Annotated in this window: 19 protein-coding genes; 8 read left to right on the forward strand and 11 right to left on the reverse strand. The window is 45.9% G+C overall.

Going from position 1 to position 18,663, the window contains the following annotated elements:
* Positions 1 to 185: 185 nt before the first annotated feature.
* Positions 186 to 551 carry a toprim domain-containing protein gene (locus BK127_RS33640; RefSeq protein WP_076236481.1) on the forward strand — a complete coding sequence of 122 codons (366 nt, stop codon included), beginning with the start codon at positions 186 to 188 and terminating at the stop codon, positions 549 to 551.
* Here BK127_RS33640 and BK127_RS33645 read toward each other — a convergent pair.
* From BK127_RS33645 to BK127_RS33690, 10 genes are all read right to left on the reverse strand, one after another.
* A complete protein-coding gene (locus BK127_RS33645) occupies positions 531 to 1,454 on the reverse strand; it encodes an AEC family transporter (protein WP_076236483.1) in 924 nt (307 codons plus the stop codon). The genes BK127_RS33640 and BK127_RS33645 overlap by 21 nt on opposite strands.
* Positions 1,455 to 1,481: 27 nt before the next feature.
* On the reverse strand, positions 1,482 to 2,108 hold the full coding sequence (locus BK127_RS33650; protein ID WP_076236485.1) for an SCO family protein: 627 nt from the start codon (positions 2,106 to 2,108) through the stop codon (positions 1,482 to 1,484).
* 87 nt (positions 2,109 to 2,195) lie between these two features.
* On the reverse strand, positions 2,196 to 3,146 hold the full coding sequence (gene cyoE, locus BK127_RS33655; protein WP_076236487.1) for a heme o synthase: 951 nt from the start codon (positions 3,144 to 3,146) through the stop codon (positions 2,196 to 2,198).
* A 370-nt stretch (positions 3,147 to 3,516) separates the two neighbouring features.
* Entirely contained in the window at positions 3,517 to 4,422 is a 906-nt protein-coding gene (gene trhO, locus BK127_RS33660; RefSeq protein WP_076236489.1) for an oxygen-dependent tRNA uridine(34) hydroxylase TrhO, read from the reverse strand.
* Between the two features lie 435 nt (positions 4,423 to 4,857).
* Entirely contained in the window at positions 4,858 to 5,706 is an 849-nt protein-coding gene (locus BK127_RS33665; protein ID WP_076236491.1) for an urease accessory protein UreD, read from the reverse strand.
* Complete coding sequence (gene ureG / locus BK127_RS33670; RefSeq protein ID WP_076236493.1) at positions 5,699 to 6,361, reverse strand: urease accessory protein UreG; 663 nt, start codon at positions 6,359 to 6,361, stop codon at positions 5,699 to 5,701. Before ureG ends, BK127_RS33665 begins: the two co-directional genes overlap by 8 nt.
* A gap of 39 nt (positions 6,362 to 6,400) precedes the next feature.
* Positions 6,401 to 7,087 carry an urease accessory protein UreF gene (locus tag BK127_RS33675; RefSeq protein WP_076236619.1) on the reverse strand — a complete coding sequence of 229 codons (687 nt, stop codon included), beginning with the start codon at positions 7,085 to 7,087 and terminating at the stop codon, positions 6,401 to 6,403.
* A 280-nt stretch (positions 7,088 to 7,367) separates the two neighbouring features.
* Positions 7,368 to 9,110, reverse strand: coding sequence for an urease subunit alpha (ureC, locus tag BK127_RS33680; RefSeq protein ID WP_083689802.1), 1,743 nt, complete (start codon positions 9,108 to 9,110; stop codon positions 7,368 to 7,370).
* Positions 9,091 to 9,480, reverse strand: coding sequence for an urease subunit beta (locus BK127_RS33685; protein WP_076236495.1), 390 nt, complete (start codon positions 9,478 to 9,480; stop codon positions 9,091 to 9,093). Before BK127_RS33685 ends, ureC begins: the two co-directional genes overlap by 20 nt.
* An 80-nt stretch (positions 9,481 to 9,560) precedes the next feature.
* Positions 9,561 to 9,869, reverse strand: coding sequence for an urease subunit gamma (locus BK127_RS33690; protein WP_076236498.1), 309 nt, complete (start codon positions 9,867 to 9,869; stop codon positions 9,561 to 9,563).
* A 402-nt stretch (positions 9,870 to 10,271) separates the two neighbouring features.
* On the opposite strand from BK127_RS33690, the gene urtA reads away from it, so the two are divergent.
* From urtA to gerQ, 7 genes are all read left to right on the forward strand, one after another.
* Positions 10,272 to 11,540, forward strand: coding sequence for an urea ABC transporter substrate-binding protein (gene urtA / locus BK127_RS33695; protein WP_076236500.1), 1,269 nt, complete (start codon positions 10,272 to 10,274; stop codon positions 11,538 to 11,540).
* Between the two features lie 98 nt (positions 11,541 to 11,638).
* Entirely contained in the window at positions 11,639 to 12,544 is a 906-nt protein-coding gene (gene urtB / locus BK127_RS33700; RefSeq protein WP_076236502.1) for an urea ABC transporter permease subunit UrtB, read from the forward strand.
* Between the two features lie 236 nt (positions 12,545 to 12,780).
* Positions 12,781 to 13,908, forward strand: coding sequence for an urea ABC transporter permease subunit UrtC (gene urtC / locus BK127_RS33705; RefSeq protein ID WP_076236504.1), 1,128 nt, complete (start codon positions 12,781 to 12,783; stop codon positions 13,906 to 13,908).
* A 27-nt stretch (positions 13,909 to 13,935) separates the two neighbouring features.
* A complete protein-coding gene (gene urtD, locus BK127_RS33710) occupies positions 13,936 to 14,712 on the forward strand; it encodes an urea ABC transporter ATP-binding protein UrtD (protein WP_076236506.1) in 777 nt (258 codons plus the stop codon).
* Positions 14,712 to 15,407, forward strand: coding sequence for an urea ABC transporter ATP-binding subunit UrtE (gene urtE, locus BK127_RS33715; RefSeq protein ID WP_076236508.1), 696 nt, complete (start codon positions 14,712 to 14,714; stop codon positions 15,405 to 15,407). Before urtD ends, urtE begins: the two co-directional genes overlap by 1 nt.
* Positions 15,408 to 15,602: 195 nt before the next feature.
* The gene (locus BK127_RS33720) at positions 15,603 to 16,430 is read left to right on the forward strand and encodes an aldo/keto reductase (protein ID WP_076236510.1); all 828 of its coding nucleotides are present in this window, start codon (positions 15,603 to 15,605) and stop codon (positions 16,428 to 16,430) included.
* A 226-nt stretch (positions 16,431 to 16,656) separates the two neighbouring features.
* Positions 16,657 to 17,109 carry a spore coat protein GerQ gene (gene gerQ / locus BK127_RS33725; RefSeq protein WP_076236512.1) on the forward strand — a complete coding sequence of 151 codons (453 nt, stop codon included), beginning with the start codon at positions 16,657 to 16,659 and terminating at the stop codon, positions 17,107 to 17,109.
* 263 nt (positions 17,110 to 17,372) lie between these two features.
* Here the strand turns inward: gerQ and BK127_RS33730 are convergent, their stop codons facing one another.
* Entirely contained in the window at positions 17,373 to 18,548 is a 1,176-nt protein-coding gene (locus tag BK127_RS33730; RefSeq protein ID WP_076236514.1) for a hypothetical protein, read from the reverse strand.
* Positions 18,549 to 18,663: the final 115 nt, after the last annotated feature.

Below are 18,663 nucleotides of genomic sequence, written 5' to 3' on the forward strand. Positions count from 1 at the left end.
ACAAAATTCTCACAAAATCTTAATACAACAACTACGAGGCAGACCAGCAGCTCCAATGAATCCAATAAGCAGATAACCTTAATTTCGACATTTCCTGGGAAATACGAACAGCTTGGAATGGATGGCGAAAGTGGATATACTACTTGAGAAAGCCAAATCATCTAGTGAACTTGTGAGGTGCTGATATGTGTATTACGATCATTGTAGAAGGCAAGAACGACAAAAGCAGACTGCGGAGGCTGCTGACGGAGGACATTACTATACTTTGTACCTTTGGATCCTTGAACACGGAACGGCTTGAATCCTTAAAGAAGCAGGCCGATAGCAGCGATATTTTTTTATTTACAGATAACGATTCCTCCGGCAAAAAAATCCGCGCCATTTTACGAGATACATTCCCGGACGCAGAACAAATATATACCCGAAAAGGCTATGCAGGAGTAGAGGGTACACCCGATGAATATCTGATTCTTCAATTAGAAAAAGCCGGTTTGGAGGCGTATATTAACTACCCGCTTCCAGATCCGGCTCTAAGCAATAAATTGGATTAAATAAATGACCAGTGTTACTGTACAAATACTAAAGATGGTCGATGAAAATACAACCTGTGAAGCAAATTCCGGTTCATTATCGTATTCTACTGCGATCAACGCACTGCTTAGTGACGTTGGTACAGATGTCGCAAGCACAAGCGCTTGGGCCATCGTTCCATGAATACCCAGCAACCATACGATACCAAATCCCACAGCAGGTCCAATCAATAAACGAAGCACATTGGAGAGCATAACATCAGAGAACATCAGCTTCCACTTCATGCTTCCCAGCTGCACACCCAAGGTTAAGAGTGCCGTACAGACAAAAGCATTGGAAATATACGTGATCGGCATATAGATCGGATCAGGAATAGGCATATGCAGCCAGCGCATCAGAAAGGCAAGTGGAATCACATAGATCACTGGCAGCGATAATATCGTACGCAGCGTTTGCCGCGGATCATTTTTATGGGCATTCACGCTGTATACCCCGTACGTATTAGGCAGCAGTGACTGCATCATCATAATAATAATCTGAATAGAGAGCGTGAACGCATCCCCGACAAACACAAGCTGATTGAGCGGAAGCGCATAATTGGCACTGTTATAAAAGATGACGCTGTTCCGCATCGCCGTGATCATACTATTCTGGTACCCTCTCACACGCATGATGAATTCTACCAGCAAAAACATCGCTGCCAGGTGAAGCGCAAAAAACAGCAAGGTTTGCAGCATCAATTGCATCGACAATGTAGATTCATACAACATTTTGAACACAAGCGCGGGTGAAAACAGATAAAAGTTCAGCTTCGAAAGCGTTCGAATATCAAGCTTGAACGCTCTATATAAAATAACACCCAAGGCAATCATGATGGAGAGCGGTATCACATTATTAAGTAAAATATAAATGAAGTACGTCATGCTTGCGCTCCCTTAACTAGTATACACCTATCCTTCCTTGCTTAATTCGATCAGGTCCTGAGCGATTTTATCAACATCCAGATCAGCGTCGTTACCCGCATAGTACCTTCTCATATCTCCCTTTTTATCAACAAGCAAAATCAGATTGCTGTGCGTAAATTGACCTTGTTGATCCTTGACCACCATAACCCCGTATTTTTGCGCAAGATCGATTGTAGCTGCCTCATCACCACGCAGGAAATACCAGCCCTTAGGATCAGCGTGAAAGCTTTTGGAAAATTGCTGAAGCTGTGCTGTCGTATCTTTGGTTGGATCAAATGAAATCGATACAATAGCCGTTTTATCACCAAAAACGCCTTTTTTCACCAAAGCATCCTGCACCTTGGACAGGTTATACGTAGTTGGCTGACATACATCAGGACAAGTGGAATAAAAAAAGTATACAAGCTTGGAGCGTCCAGCCAGCTCTGCCAGGCTAATCGATTTGCCATCAATATTATCGAGCTTAAAATCAGGAGCTTTTTTCATGACTTCCATTTTGCTGCTTGCGCTGTTGCCTTTGAGAACCATATACCCCAATGTACCGATCATTGCCAGCAGAAGCACAATAACGATCAGCTTAAAGCCGTTTTTTTGTAAAAATGCGTTGTTCATCCGTGTTCCCATCCTTTTCGATAAAAAAAATATCCCATGCTGCCATGGGACTTGAAGCTACATTACAATCGTTATTGCGGGCTATTTTTATTTCGCCACTGTAGTCAGGACCATAATAATGAATAACAGTGTCAAGTAATTAATCGAATAAATAAATGTTTTCTTGGCCCATAGCACTTCTTCTTCGCCCTCGGTTTTCTTGAAGCCCTTCATACAGAGATAAGCCCAATATAGGCCCATTACGATAGCCGCGTAGAAGTAAATGACATTAACGTAACCATATACATACAACAGCATGGAAACAGGCACCAGCAGTACTACATAGCGGATCATACTGATCTTCGTGACATAGGTACCTTTAACTACAGGCAATAACGGAAACCCTGCTGCGCGATACTCCTCCATACGACGAATGCCAAGCGCCCAAAAGTGCGGAGGCTGCCACAGGAACAAAATCGCGAATAAAATAATCGCTCCCGCATCAATATCATGACGAACGGCGCAATAGCCGATAACCGGAGGAATCGCACCGGAAAAGCTGCCGACTACTGTACTCCATACTGAAGTACGTTTAAACCATGCCGTATAAATCCATACATAAGCAAACAATCCGATCATACCCAATAATGCAGCTAACGGATTAACCAGCAACCACAGACCGGATACACCAATCACGCCCAGGATAATCCCATACCACATGACGACCTGAGGAGATAGCTTACCACTTGGCAGCGCACGATTTTGCGTACGAGCCATCTTCGTATCCATATCACGATCCAAATAATTGTTAAGTACACAACCCGAACCCATCACCAATGCAGTTCCCAGCATAGTAAACAACAATTGCAGCCAGTTAACCTGCCATCCAGAGGCTATCCAAAAGCCACCGAACGCTGTGATCGAATTCGAAAAAATAATACCCGGCTTGGCCAACTGTACAAAATCCCTCCAGGTCACAGGGCCTTGGTCCACATGCTCCGCTTCCGATGCGGCAGGTAACGAATCGGCCGTAAGGTTAACGCTGAGTTGATCTTTCACTTGATTGTATCCTCCTTAGAGTTTTGCTTTAGCAAAACTGACTTCGTAAGCATCTTCTGAGTTTTGCTTTTAGCAAAACTAACTTCGTAAGCATCTTCTGAGTTTTCATTGAAAACTCTATATGAAGCAATTGCAGCGACATTCCCCTTTAACTTTTACAATCCTTATCATATCAACCTCAAATCCATTTGACAATAAAGCACGACACGAATTCAAAATATTGTCGCATCTTCAGACGAAATATGTAGCCGGATTGTCACTATTTCCAAGACATACAGAATAGAAAAACCGACGGTTGCGTTAACCATCGGCTTGTATTTTCTATTAAGATAACCAGCAAGGATCGGGAATAACCTGTAGGTATTTTTGCTTAACCGAGTTTGGTAACTGCTTTGTCATTACTTTCACATTCCGGGGTACAATAACCCTTATAAATCTCTTGACATTCATCACAGCAAAGATGCTGGTGATGGCACAAATCATCCGTACAGTTAATGTAGGTATCAGTCGGTTTGTTGCAATGATGACAAACACCCACAATCACGTCCTCATCGGTTCGATTAATGGTGACCGAGACGCGATCGTCAAATACATAACATTTGCCATCGAATAATTTCCCTTGAACTTCGGGATCTTTTCCGTAAGTAACAATTCCACCATCCAATTGATAAACTTCATTAAACCCTTCATTCATTAATAATCCTGTCAGCTTTTCACACCGGATTCCGCCTGTGCAATAAGTCAGAATGGGCTTATCCTTAGCCTCTTTCAGATTATCACGAATCCACTGTGGAAAATCACGGAAGGATTCGACGTCAGGCTTGATCGCATTGCGAAAATGCCCAAGATCGAATTCATAATTATTTCTACCGTCCAGGACGATAACATCTTCTTTTTGAAGCTGTTCATGGAATTCTTTAGGAGAAAGACGTTTCCCACTAAGAACATTGGGATCCAGGTGGTCTTCGTATCTTAGTGTAACCAGCTCTTTTTTATGACGGACAAATATTTTTTTGAATGCATGCTCACTGGCCTCGTCAATTTTGAAAACCATGTCCGAAAAAAGCGGATGATTGTGCATATCCTTCATATATTGTTCGGTTTGTTCGATCGTACCCGATACAGTCCCGTTAATGCCTTCTTCTGCGACGATAATACGTCCCTTTAGCTCCAGGCTTTTGCAGTATGCAAGATGCTCGGCTGCAAACAACTCCGGCTCTGGGATTTGAACAAATTTGTAATATAATAAAATGCGAAACGAATTAATATCTGTCAACGAAAACCGCTCCTCTTCTTTTTCATTAATAAATTGTAAAAGCCTGTCGAGGTATCTCAACAGGCGGCCCCATTCGCTCAGTCAGCTACCGAGCTTTGTGAGTATCTCATCATCCGATCCGATCGTAGATTCTACTTTATGATTATTCATTATTTATCTCGATTTGTCACTAATAGATTGTGTCAAACTCACAACATATCTCCATATCCTCATGCAATTATTTTTATGAGTTCATTTTAGTTTATTCCATATACATAGTCAACTTATATGTATGTTAAGTAAGCCATATGGATACAATTGGCACTATTGACTAGAGAAGCTTTTACAAACACTTCCTTGTTTTGTATTAAGAAAAAGACGTTGTTGAGCATCTACCCTTTGAAATTCCAAGGTATAGCACCCAATAACGTCCAGTTGCACAGCATGATCAATTGCTTATTTGCGTACATGTAGCGGCATTTTGCCAAAGAGCTGCTGACGAACGAACTGCCAGGCAGCTTCCTGTAACGATTGAATTTCGTATACTTTGTGCCCCAAAATGGATAGAACCACACCTTTTTTGTACGTACGGCTGATGCCATATTCCAGTGAGGCCGCTACCAACTGTTGCTCCATAAATAAGTTCAATGCTTCCACAAAAGCTGCGTCGACCTGCTCATTGAATATATAAAGTGTCCCCAGATGAGTAAACTCAGCCCAACTGCCGATTGTGTTCAGCCGCTGCTGTGAAGGTACGATCCTCTGCTTACTGCAATAAATGAGCTCATTCTCGTAAGTAACGCTGAGACGATTTTCATAATGCTCATATTGAAAAAGCTCGCCTCGTTGTGTTCTCCCCGGACAAATGAGGTCGCTAAGAATCAAGGTCGATCCTGCTTCCATCTGCACATCCATCCGACTATACAATACAGCATCCTTATACAGCATCATGGGCTCGGGCATGTACTCCACGTAGCTATCCGGTCCTAGTGTCAGAGATTGAACCTGCTCACTCGCGCGCACCGATTCGGAGTCCCCCTGCCCAGGGCGCGCTGGATGCACCTTGGTATAGGATTGGTTCGTCATATACACATTCGAGCGTTCATCGAACCGCCAACTCATTTCATATCGGTCACCTGCCATAATACCGGGAGAAGCATCCATCATATACACTCCAAGCTGACCGTAATCGAAAGCAAACGTCTTGGCAATTTTTAATGGGTAGGTGTTGTATTTATCGCTGATACTCGTCTGCCCCTCCCGCTCCTTAAAAGCAGCAGTGATGCAGCCGGTGATTTCAGGCATGATCGAATTCCTGCTCTACCCACTCTACGATAGCGTCAACGCCATGACCATCAAACATGTTGGAGAAAATAAACGGGCGATCCCCGCGCATTTTGCGAGTATCCTCTTCCATAACCGTCAAGCTTGCACCTACATAAGGAGCCAAGTCGATTTTGTTGATGATGAGCATATCCGAGCGGATAATACCAGGGCCGCCTTTACGCGGGATCTTCTCACCTTGAGCTACGTCGATAATATAAATGAAGCGATCCACCAGCTCCGGACTGAATGCAGCAGCCAGATTGTCACCACCACTTTCGATAAAAATAATATCGAGATGGTTAAAGCGTTTCTCCAGCTCATCAATGGCCTCAAAGTTCATCGAAGCATCTTCTCTGATCGCTGTATGCGGACAACCTCCGGTTTCTACCCCGATAATACGATCTGCAGTTAACGCCTCGGAACGAATTAAAATATTGGCGTCTTCCTTCGTATAAATATCATTCGTGATGACAGCAATACTGTATTTATCGTTCAATCTGCGCGCGAGCCTCTCCACAAGTGCGGTTTTACCTGATCCTACAGGACCCCCTATACCTATCCGCATGGGACGATCCAAATGACCCTTCTCCGGCGCTTCCCACTCATGATGATGATGTGCTCCACCTTGACACATACGACATTCCTCCTGATTTATAATTATTAAAAGTTGTAGTTATGACATAAATAAACGGGAATATAAATTTTCGTGCTGCATCATGGCCATTTCTGCCATTGGCGTATTTCCAAAGCCATCCTCGAACGGATCTCCATGCTCAGCTTTCTTCCAGGCCGCCGCTATAACAGGCAGCATCTCAGCCAACAAACGTTGACCTTCGGTTTGGCCAATGGACATCAGCCGCAGGCCACTATTGATGCAGGTAAAGGTGCAAGCATATAAATATCCTTCTGCCGCCATCGACAACGGTACCTGTAAATGATAGCTCAGCCAGCCATGAATCAACGGGTGTGTGCCAAAGCACTTCTGCTGGCGGATTGCTTCCTGGAGCTGACTCCACGGAAGCTCCGGGTAAATCGATAGTCCCAGCTGCTGCAGCCTGCGTCCCATTTTCACTACACCTTCGCGAGTTTCCAATGATGTCCGCTGCACATGCTGCATCTGATCAATCTTCCACAGCTTTTCCCACTGCTCCTGAGGCGTATACATATATACCGCCTTGACCGCGAGCGCATCGATGGGAGCCCAGCTCTGAACAAGCATCGTTTCCACATACTCCTTCAGGTGAGCGGACGTGTGCACCCTGCCATTTTGCACAAGGGATTCCAGCCCGAAGGAATGGGAAAATCCGCCGATTGGCAGGGCAGAATCCAGAAGCTGCACATAGAAGAGCCAATTGGTCATGGGCGGTTGTGCCTGCTGCAAGAGATCACCATCCTAAGAGTTTTGCGTAGCAAAACTTACTTCGTAAGCATCTGCCTATTTTCGCAGAAAATTCACTTCGTATGCCTGCTGCTTATCAGAAGTCCGGTGAAGAACGAGCGGAGCGGCCAAATGATCCTGGAGAAGCGTAAGCGTTCGCCTTTGAAATCGTGAATAAACCGCTTAATCTCATCCCATTTCACGATTTCAACAGCGATCGGAAGGATATTTGGCCGTGCAGCGAGACTTATTCACCGGAATTCTAGAATAAAAAATAACGCTGTGCCATCGGCAAAACCTTGGCTGGCTCGCATGTGATAGCAGCTCCATCCACCTTGACCTCATAGGTTTCAGGATTTACATCAATCCGAGGTGTCTCTCCATTATGGATCATATCTTTTTTGGTGATAGACCGGCAATTTTTCACAGGCTCTATCCTTTTTTGCAGTCCCAGCTGTGTGTGAACACCAAGGTCGAAGGCCGCCTGAGAAACAAAGGTAATACATTGATTCAACGCACGCCCATAAGCACCGAACATCGGACGACTCATGACCGGCTGTGGTGTTGGAATCGAAGCATTGGGGTCCCCCATCTGCGCATAGGCGATCATCCCGCCCTTCAATACAGTTTCCGGCTTCACACCAAAAAACATCGGATTCCAGAGTACAAGATCAGCCAGCTTGCCTACTTCCACTGAACCTATCAAATGAGAAACGCCATGTGTAATTGCCGGGTTGATCGTATATTTGGCAATATAGCGCTTAATACGAAAATTATCCTGATCGTCCGCAGTAACGCCAGCTTGCTGCGGCAGTTCATCCGGAGCAGGTAAATATCCACGCTGCTGCTTCATTTTATCTGCCGTCTGCCACGTTCTTATAATCACTTCCCCAATCCGTCCCATCGCTTGCGAATCGGAGCTCAGCATGCTGAACACACCCAAATCATGCAATATATCCTCGGCAGCAATCGTTTCCGGACGAATTCTGGAGTCAGCAAAAGCTACATCCTCAGGGATTCGACTATCCAGATGATGACATACCATCAGCATATCGAGATGCTCTTCGATTGTGTTCACCGTGTAAGGTCGGGTCGGATTAGTGGAGGATGGAAGCACGTTCAGCTCAGCGGAAGCTCTAATAATATCCGGTGCATGCCCTCCACCCGCGCCTTCAGTATGATAAGTGTGAATCGTTCTTCCGCCGATAGCAGCCAGCGTGTCTTCCACAAAACCGGACTCGTTCAGTGTATCCGTGTGGATCGCCACCTGCACATCGTACTGATCCGCCACCTGCAAGCACGTATCAATCGCAGCCGGAGTCGTTCCCCAATCCTCATGAAGCTTCAGTCCAATCGCTCCTGCCTCTACCTGCTCGATAAGCGGTTCTGGAAATGATGCATTTCCTTTCCCCGTAAAGCCCAGGTTCATCGGAAAAGCCTCCGCCGCCTCCAGCATCCGGTGCATATGCCATACACCTGGTGTACAAGTAGTCGCGCTTGTTCCTGCAGCCGGACCTGTACCACCACCGATCATCGTCGTAACGCCGGAAGAGAGCGCGGTTTCTATTTGCTGTGGACATATATAATGAATATGAGTATCAATACCACCGGCCGTTATGATCTTGCCTTCACCGGCGATGACTTCCGTTCCTGCACCAACGATCATATTAGGTTGTACGCCATCCATCAGATCGGGATTGCCCGCTTTACCTATTCCTACTATAATACCGTCCTTAATCCCGATATCCGCTTTAACAATTCCCCAATGATCTATAATAATCGCATTGGTAATCAATGTATCCAGAACGCCCTGATCCCTCGTATGACGACTGGACTGGCCCATCCCATCGCGTATAACCTTGCCGCCGCCAAACTTGCATTCTTCTCCATAAACGGTGTAGTCCTGCTCAATCTCTGCCCATAGCTGCGTATCCGCCAAACGAACGGCATCGCCTGTAGTCGGGCCGAACATTTGTGCATAAGCCTTACGATCCATCTTTGCCATACAAGACCGGACCCTCCTTCCATATATCCAATCGCTGCTTAGTCGCCTCCGTCATCTGCCCATGCGCAGCTTCGCCCTGAGATAAATGATTGAGTCCAAAGGACAGCTTCGCTCCGCCTAATTCAACAAGCTCCACCGGTTTCTCCTCCCCGGGTTCAAAGCGTACAGCCGTGCCCGCAGCGATACTGAGTCGCATACCGAAGGCAGCCTCTCTGTCAAAATGAAGCCCGCGGTTCACCTCAAAAAAATGAAAATGCGAACCAACCTGAATCGGCCGATCTCCCATATTCGTTACCAATATACGTATCGTACGTTTTCCTTTATTCAATTCAATCTCGCCCGCCTTGATGCGATATTCACCAGGAATCATGGCAGTTCGCTCCTTTATCAGAAAATCAGAATGGTTGAATTGGAGTTAATTGTGTTCCTTCATCATTAAAAGGTACAGCCTTAACCATGACCAATAGGCTGATGCACCGTAACAAGCTTGGTCCCATCGGGAAAGGTTGCTTCTACCTGTACCTCATGGATCATTTCAGGGACACCTTCCATCACTTGGTCCACTTTCAATACCTTCGTACCAAATTGCATCAGCTCCGCAACGGTCATTCCGTCTCGGGCACCTTCCATAATTTCCGATGTAATCAAAGCTATGCTCTCTGGATAATTCAATTTAAGACCCCGATTCAACCGCCTTCGGGCAAGATCTGCCGCTACCGTTATCAGCAGCTTTTCCTTTTCTCTTTCCGTTAAATGCATTCCAGGTGAACCTCCTTCACACAAAACCTCGATGTGGCAAATAACATAACATGATAAAGGCGAATAATTAACATTTAATACGTTTATTATATTCGCAATCTAATCTGCTGTAAATCATCAACATCCATTTTCTTATGTACTCAATGATCAATCTTCCGTATTTCAACGGTTTTTACGAGCCGTTTTAGCGAAAAAGTCGAATTATGTAAGATAATTTATCCAATTTATTCAAGTTATTTTATGTTATTTATATTGACATATATATTACATTTAAATTATCATGATAAACGTGAACTAACATCAATTGCATCGATTAGACAGAAAAAATTCTGGTTTCAGATCAGAAATCATGTTACATGTTAGTATTCATCACATTCAGTATATTTAAAAGGAGTGGATGGAATGTTGGCAAAAAGAAAAGGGATCAACGTTTTAATGGCAGTAAGTATGTCGCTCACCGTATTACTGGCAGGATGTGCTACTCAGACACAGCCGGCAGCAGCTCCAGCGGCAACTACAACGGCCGAAGCCAAACCGGAAGCAGGTAAAGATGAAGCGATCCCTGTAGGCATTCTACATTCACTCACAGGAACGATGTCCATCAGTGAAGTATCCGTTAAAGATGCGGAAATGATGGCGATTGAAGAGATTAACAAAGCTGGGGGCGTACTTGGAAAACAATTAAAACCGATTGTCGAGGATGGGGCATCCGATTGGCCGACATTCGCAGAGAAAACGAAAAAATTACTGCAAAAAGACAAAGCAGCCGTTATTTTCGGAGGCTGGACCTCCTCCAGTCGTAAGGCCGTACTTCCTGTCGTTGAACAAAACAAAGGACTTTTCTTCTATCCGGTTCAATATGAAGGCTTGGAATCATCCCCTTACATCTTCTACACAGGTGCAACGACTAACCAGCAAATCGTACCCGCAGTAACCTGGCTGCTGCAAAACAAGGGCAAGAAGTTTTTCCTCTTAGGCTCTGACTACGTCTTCCCAAGAACTGCCAACAAAATCATCAAGGAACAGCTGAAAGCTGAAGGCGGCGAAACGGTTGCCGAAGAGTACACTCCACTCGGACATACCGACTACAATACAATTATTAGCAAAATCAAAAAAGATAAACCCGACGTCATTTTCAATACCCTGAATGGTGATAGCAACGTAGCTTTCTTCAAACAATTGAAGGATGCCGGTATCAGCGCCAAGGATTTGACTACGTTATCGGTCAGTATCGCCGAAGAAGAAATTCGCGGCATCGGCGCTTCTGTATTGGAAGGGCACTATGCAGCATGGAACTATTATCAAACAACCGATACACCGGAGAACAAAAAATTCGTTGAAGCCTACAAAGCCAAATACGGCAAAGACCGCGTGACCGACGATCCGATTGAAGCAGGTTACTTTGGTGTTTATTTATGGGCTGAAGCTGTGAAAAAAGCGGGCTCCTTCGATGTGGAAAAAGTAAAGACAGCAGCTAAAGGTCTTGAATTCAATGCTCCTGGCGGTAAAGTCATGATCGATGGCGACAATCAGCACGTATACAAAACTGTTCGAATCGGTCAGGTTCAAGCTGACGGACAATTTAAAGAAGTATGGAACTCCGGCAAGCCTGTCAAACCTGATCCATTCCTTAAAACTTACCCATGGGGCGCAGAGGTGACCAAGAAATAATGAAACATGCTCCATCCGTGGATTAACCGGGTACGACATTCTAAATTAGGACTGCCCGCTTAGGGCAGTCCTGCATTTTATAAGGGAGGCTGACTCCGATGGGCTTGTTACTGCTCCAACTTTTTAACGGTATTAGCTTAAGCTCCATTCTCTTGCTCATTGCACTCGGACTCGCGATTACGTTCGGACTTATGAATGTCATTAATATGGCCCATGGGGAGTTTATCATGATTGGCGCCTATATGGCTTATACGATCCAGCAAATCTTTCAGAAATATGTGCCTGCATCAGCGTTCGGCTGGTATTTTATCATTTCGATCTTTGTTGCCTTTGGTGTGGCGTTTGTAATTGGTTGGCTGCTCGAAGTGACGCTCATTCGTTTTCTGTACGGCAGACCACTCGACAGCCTGCTCGCAACCTGGGGCGTCAGCCTCGTCCTGCAGCAGCTGGCAAGGCAGATTTTTGGTGCTCCTAACGTGGCTGTCAAGGCTCCTGAATGGCTCGAAGGCGGTCTTGCACTCGGTACGGACCTGATGCTTCCATACAAAAGATTGTTCATCATCGGGCTTGTTATCGTCTGCATTACCATTATTTATTTGTATCAGTACCACAGTCGCGGCGGACGCAATATGCAGGCCGTTATGCAAAATCGTAGTATGGCTTCCTGCCTCGGGATCTCCACACGCCGCATCGACGGTCAGGCGTTTGCTTTTGGCTCCGGTATGGCGGGGATCGCCGGCTGCGCACTCACCTTGGTCGGACCTATAGGACCTACAATCGGCACCTATTATATTGTCGACGCCTTTATGGTTGTTGTTCTTGGTGGTATCGGCAAAATCATTAGTACCATTGCCGGCGCTCTGGGCATCGGTGTGCTTAGCACCGTATTCGAGTATACAACCAGCGCTACCTTAGGCAAGGTTATTGTCTTCACCCTTATTATTGCATTCCTGCAATGGAAGCCTTCAGGTCTGGTTACGATGAAATCGCGGGCTTTGGATTAGAGGATTCGGTGAATAAGTGCCGCTGCGTGTCCAAATATCCTTCCGATCGCTGTTGTTTCCGTATTTTTTGATTTTATAAGATATTTAGCGGTAAAAAGTACGGAAACAAAGGCGAACGCTGACGCTTCTACAGGATCATTTGGACTCTCCGCTCTTTATTCACTGGATTTTAAGAGGAAATAAATAAATGCTTACGAAGTCAGTTTTGCTACGCAAAACTCTTAGGAGTTGATAAAATGGCCATCACCAACACGAAGATGAAAATTGTATTTACCGTCATCCTGCTCGCCGTGATGCTGGCGGCGCCGATGTTTTTATCAGAGTTCAGACTCTCACTCTTGGGCAAATTTCTGTGCTACGCCATTATCGCCATGGGGCTTGATCTGATTTGGGGCTACACGGGCATTCTTAGTTTAGGGCACGGTGTTTATTTTGGACTTGGAGCTTATTGTATGGCGATGCACTTGAAGCTCGTTGCTTCGCATGGAGAGCTTCCTGACTTCATGTCGTGGAGCGGAGTTGATCAGCTTCCGTGGTTCTGGGCGCCTTTTCAATCGGCTGGAATTACTCTATTACTCGCGATTTTGGTTCCTGTAGCCGTAGCGTTCGTCCTTGGATATTTGACCTTTCGCAATCGAATTAAAGGCTCTTTTTTCGCTATTCTCTCACAAGCTCTTGTTATCATTACCGTTACATTGTTTGTCGGTCAACAAGGCTATACCGGAGGGACGAACGGCTTAACCAACTTTGAAACGTTTCTCGGGATGAATGTTGGTGAGCCATCGACAAAATTGATTTTTTACTACATTACCGCCTTCGTCGTCATCGGAACTCTGATTCTGTGTCAATGGATGGTCTCCAGTCGTCTTGGCAAAATTCTCGTCGCCATTCGTGATGCCGAGAACCGTGTACGCTTTATCGGGTACAATCCGGTTACGTACAAAGTGTTCATTTACTGCTTTTCCGCCGCTCTTTCCGGATTGGCAGGCATCCTGTTTGTCTTACAGGAAGGCATCGTCTCCCCGGCCCAGATGGGCATCGTTCCATCGATTGAAATGGTGCTGTGGGTAGCTATTGGAGGACGTGGCACGGTATACGGTGCTGTACTCGGTGCTGTGATTACCAACTCGGCGAAAACCTCTTTCAGCGAAGCTTATCCTGAGTGGTGGCCGATTATTCTCGGTACGATGTTCATTGTTGCCGTACTCTTTTTCCCAAAAGGACTTGTCGGTACCATTCAAGACTATTGTGAAAAATGGGGCTTATATCCGTTCAAAAAATCGAATCTGCTGAAATCATCATCTTCCTTGGCCAAATATACAGAGCTGCAAAGCGATAAAGAGCCCGCTCGCACGACCAAGTAAAAAAACTCTAAGGAGGTTGTTCCCAGGATGGAAACATCACCAAGAAAAGAAACAGCTGGCGAATTGGTCCGTATTGAACAGTTAGAGGTAGATTTCGATGGCTTCAAAGCCATTCGTGGACTAGACTTCTCTCTCTCATCCGGTGAGCTGCGTTTCCTGATCGGACCCAACGGCGCCGGCAAAACGACATTGCTTGACGTTTTATGCGGCAAGGTTAAGCCTTCAAAAGGGAAAGTATTGTTTCGCAACCACGTGGATCTGACTAAACATCAGGAGCACCAGATCGCGCAGCTTGGAATTGGGCGTAAATTCCAGGCTCCCTCCATCTTCGTTACGTTAACGGTATTGGAAAATCTGCTTTTGTCCATGCGACAAAAACGCGGTCTGCTCAGTTCACTTATTGCTCAAACGACTGTCGAGCAGCGCGAACGCATGAAATATTACTTGCATATGATCGGACTGGAGAAAAAGTCCAAGGATAAAGCAGGCTCACTCTCCCATGGTGAGAAGCAGTGGCTGGAGATCGGGATGCTGCTCATTCAGCAGCCTGAACTTCTGCTGCTTGATGAGCCAGCCGCCGGAATGACAGACAGTGAGACCGAGAAAACAGGTGAGCTGCTGCACAAGATCAGCGATCAACAAACCATTATCGTCGTCGAGCATGACATGGACTTTGTCCGACAATTTGCCAAAACCGTTACGGTCATGCATGAAGGCTCTGTACTTTGCGAAGGTACGATGCAGGAAGTTCAAAATGATGATAAGGTTGCCGAGGTTTATTTGGGAAGGCGGGGTGAGCGATAATGCTGAATATACATGAACTGGAGGCGGGTTACGGGGAAAGCATGATACTGCGGAACGTTACGATGAAGGTAGAGCCTGGGCAAGTGATCTGCCTGATGGGTCGTAATGGCGTAGGCAAAACAACATTAATGAAGACCATTATGGGCCTTATCAAACCCAAAAAAGGATCGATCCATTATGGGCCGAAGGATATGACTCCATTCCCTCCGGATCGAAGAGCCAAAAGTGGCATCGGCTACGTCCCTCAAGGACGCGATATTTTTCCACAGCTGACCGTAGAGGAGAACCTGATGCTCGGTCTGGAAGCAAGCCGTATACGCAGGAGCAAGGTACCTGACAACGTATATGAAATGTTTCCTGTACTCAAGGAAATGATACGCCGTAAGGGTGGAGACCTGAGTGGAGGGCAGCAGCAGCAGCTATCCATCGCACGAGCCTTAGTGTCTGAACCTGAGCTGCTGCTGCTCGACGAACCCATGGAGGGTATTCAGCCTTCGATCGTTATGGAAATTGAACACGTCATCGAAACGATCAAAGCAAGCAAACAAATGTCGGTGCTTCTCGTCGAACAAAGCCTTTCTTTTGCCACAAGCATTGCTGATTACTATTACGTTCTGGATAAAGGTGTAATCGTCGCCGAAGGAAACTCCTCTACACTCAGCGAGGAGCAGGTAAAGAAACATCTTGCCGTCTAACTCATACAGAAAAAAATTACAGCCGCGGCACATGCGAGCTGTTTTTCTTTTGCCTTTTATCCATATTTTCAGTGGGCACTTGGGTCACAATAGAATTTTCCATTCACAGTGCACAGTGTTATAATGGGAACCGGCAGAAGATTCAGAAAATAAGATTCTGCTTAGCGAACAAAACTCTTGGAGGGAATGAATACGATGACTGTATCTATTACGGAGAGCGTAGAGTTACATAATGGAATCAAAATGCCGGTTCTAGGCTTGGGCGTTTGGAAAACCAAGGATGGCGACGAGGTCATTAATGCCGTGAAGTCCTCTATTCAAGCAGGTTATCGCAGCATCGATACAGCAGCAGCCTATGGCAACGAGGATGGTGTCGGCATTGGTATCAAGGAAAGCGGAATCGCACGTGAAGAGCTGTTCATTACCACTAAAGTCTGGAACGCCTCGCAAGGCTATGACTCTACTCTACAAGCATTTGATGAAAGCCGCAAAAAACTCGGTCTGGATGTAATCGATCTATACCTGATTCACTGGCCGGTAAAAGGCAAATATAAAGACACCTGGCGTGCCATGGAGAAGCTCTATAAAGACGGCGCTGTCAGAGCCATAGGTGTAAGTAACTTCCAGGTGCATCATTTGGAGGACGTCATCAAGGGGAGCGAAATTGTCCCGATGGTCAACCAAATCGAGCTGCATCCCCGTCTAACTCAGCTGGAGCTGCGCAGCTTCTGCCAGTCTCATAAGATTCAGGTTGAAGCCTGGAGCCCATTAATGCAAGGGAATCTGGATATTCCCGTGCTTGCCAAGCTCGCTGACAAGTACAACAAATCTGCGGCGCAAATCATTCTTCGTTGGGGACTTCAGCATGGAATCGTCGTAATTCCCAAATCCATCAATCCCAAACGAATCCAGGAAAATGCGGCGATCTTTGATTTCACTTTATCGGCCGAGGACTCTGCTCTGCTCGATGCCTTGAACGAGAATCATCGCTTCGGGCCTGATCCGGATAATTTCAATTTCTAAACATTTTGATTTCCAAAATAATGTGAGTAAGGAGCCAACATTCACCTTCTATTACAGGTGGGCGTTGGCTCTTTTCTTGCTGCTGCAGTCTCAAATACAGCCGAACTGTGATACAGGCTGTCTCAAAAAGCATGTTTTTTTTCGTCAACTAGTACTAATCGTCCAAGCCGTTATAATACTTATAAATATAGAAGAGGCATGAGCCATATGAAGGAGGAATACGTTAATGATTAACTATCCATATCGAAGCGGCACAACACCGTACACCGGTTATCCTGGATATGTTCAAGTGCCTATGGGGACATCACAAAACCAGATGGGCCAGTTCCCCCCTGCCGGACCCAGCGGTTCCTACATCCCCGGTGCGCCTACCGCTCCGTCACAAGGGGCGCCAACTGTACCCGGCCTGCTGCCTCTGGAACAGTCCTTTATCGAGAATATTTTACGATTAAACCTTGGCAAGACAGCCACAATCTACATGACCTACGAGAACAACAGTGAATGGAATGCCAAAATATTCAAAGGCAGACTGGAAGCAGCCGGACGAGATCATATCATCATCAGTGATCCCAAAACAGGAATGCGTTATTTGCTATTAATGGTCAATCTGGACTACATCACGTTTGACGAGGAATTGAACTATACGTATCCTTATGGAAACCCCTTGCCAGCACGTTGATCATTTCAGGCATGACATAGGTGTGTATTTCCCATTCGAAGGCTTTATCCCGAAATTGTTTGGGGATAAGGCTTTTTTTGCATCGAATGAAAGTCAGAGGCAAGTACTTGACTAAACCCATACTTTGGTGCGTTGGTATGGGTATGGGGTTCCAGCCGTTGTTGAAGTCGTGTTCCATGGATGAGACGGGGCGGTGGGAACACAACTTAAAAAGAACCTTCAGATGAAGGTTCTTAGTCATGTGCTTTCGTATTTGACTGGGCTTATCCAAGCTGGCTTTCGCGCAGCTTTCTGGCAATTTCGATATTATCATAAAAATCACGGCTTGCGCTGATGATCCAATTGCGATGTAATACTGCCGTCTCATCCTTTTCGATCTCGCCATAAGGCCATGCGTTCATGACACCTACCGCATAGTCCTTCATAAGCATAAGCAGCGCTATGCTCCATTGACGGGTTCCGCGAATACCGGGAACGAGTGGATAATATTGATCGTAGGCGGATCGAATCAGGGCATGCACTACCTCTTGAAGAACACTTGGAACGTCCGCTTGCTCCAGCTTGTCAGCGAGCTCGGCTGGAAGATCCACTTCGTCCGTAGAAGCGTGTTGTTCATACTCCTCTTCCGTTACGACACCCTGCTGCTTCGCAATCCAAAGCTTCATTCGGTCCAGGACAGGTTTGTAAGCAGTTGGAACCGATACCGTTAATTCAGGTACAGGATTGTCCAGATTGATAACGAACGATTCTTCCATCTTATGTATGCGGGCGTTGCCTCGTACACCGAGCCACCGAAGTGCGAGCAGCGCATGGGTTCTTGTTTTGCCATCCACTTCTTCATTGCGGCATACTCTGCGCAGCAGCTTTTCACTACGCACATCCGGCATCATACATAGCATTCTAACCGCGGATAACACCGATTCCGGGTCCTCCAGCCATGTTTGAATCACTCCGTATACCGTGTCAATCGGCTCTGACATCAACCAGTCTAGCTCGATCTTGCGATCCGCAAACTCTTCCAGGCTGAACATACCCTGCTCCTTTAATACCTCTTCCCCATGGCGTGATACCAAATCAGTGTAATTAAGCTCCAAATCCTCAGCCATTTGTGTAAAAGCTTCCCGCTCCTGGGCATTGACGCCAAACCTTATCGACATCGCACGTACCCACTCCGACATCGCTAATGGGCTTTGCTGATACATCATCAAGGCAAAAGTCACCATATCCTTGTCATAAGGCAGTGGGTGTCGGGCAAATCGGGCCAAAATCGTCTGCGCATCGTTTTCACGACGCATTAAGCTAAGTGAAAGCACAAGTCCATTCCAAGCGTTGCCATTGTTAGGATCCTCAAGTATTGCACGATAAAAACAGAATGCAGAAGCACCATAGGACTCTGCTTGTAAATAATGACGGCCCAAGCCGTTGACGTCTTGACTCATTGTAAGTTCAACCCCCGTGTCATGTTACCAACAAGTATACAATACTCGCCAGATCAATCAAAATCTTTTATTTGGTGTCCACAAGATATTCGGCATTAATTGACATATTTCCTGC

This window comes from Paenibacillus sp. FSL H7-0331, assembly GCF_001956045.1.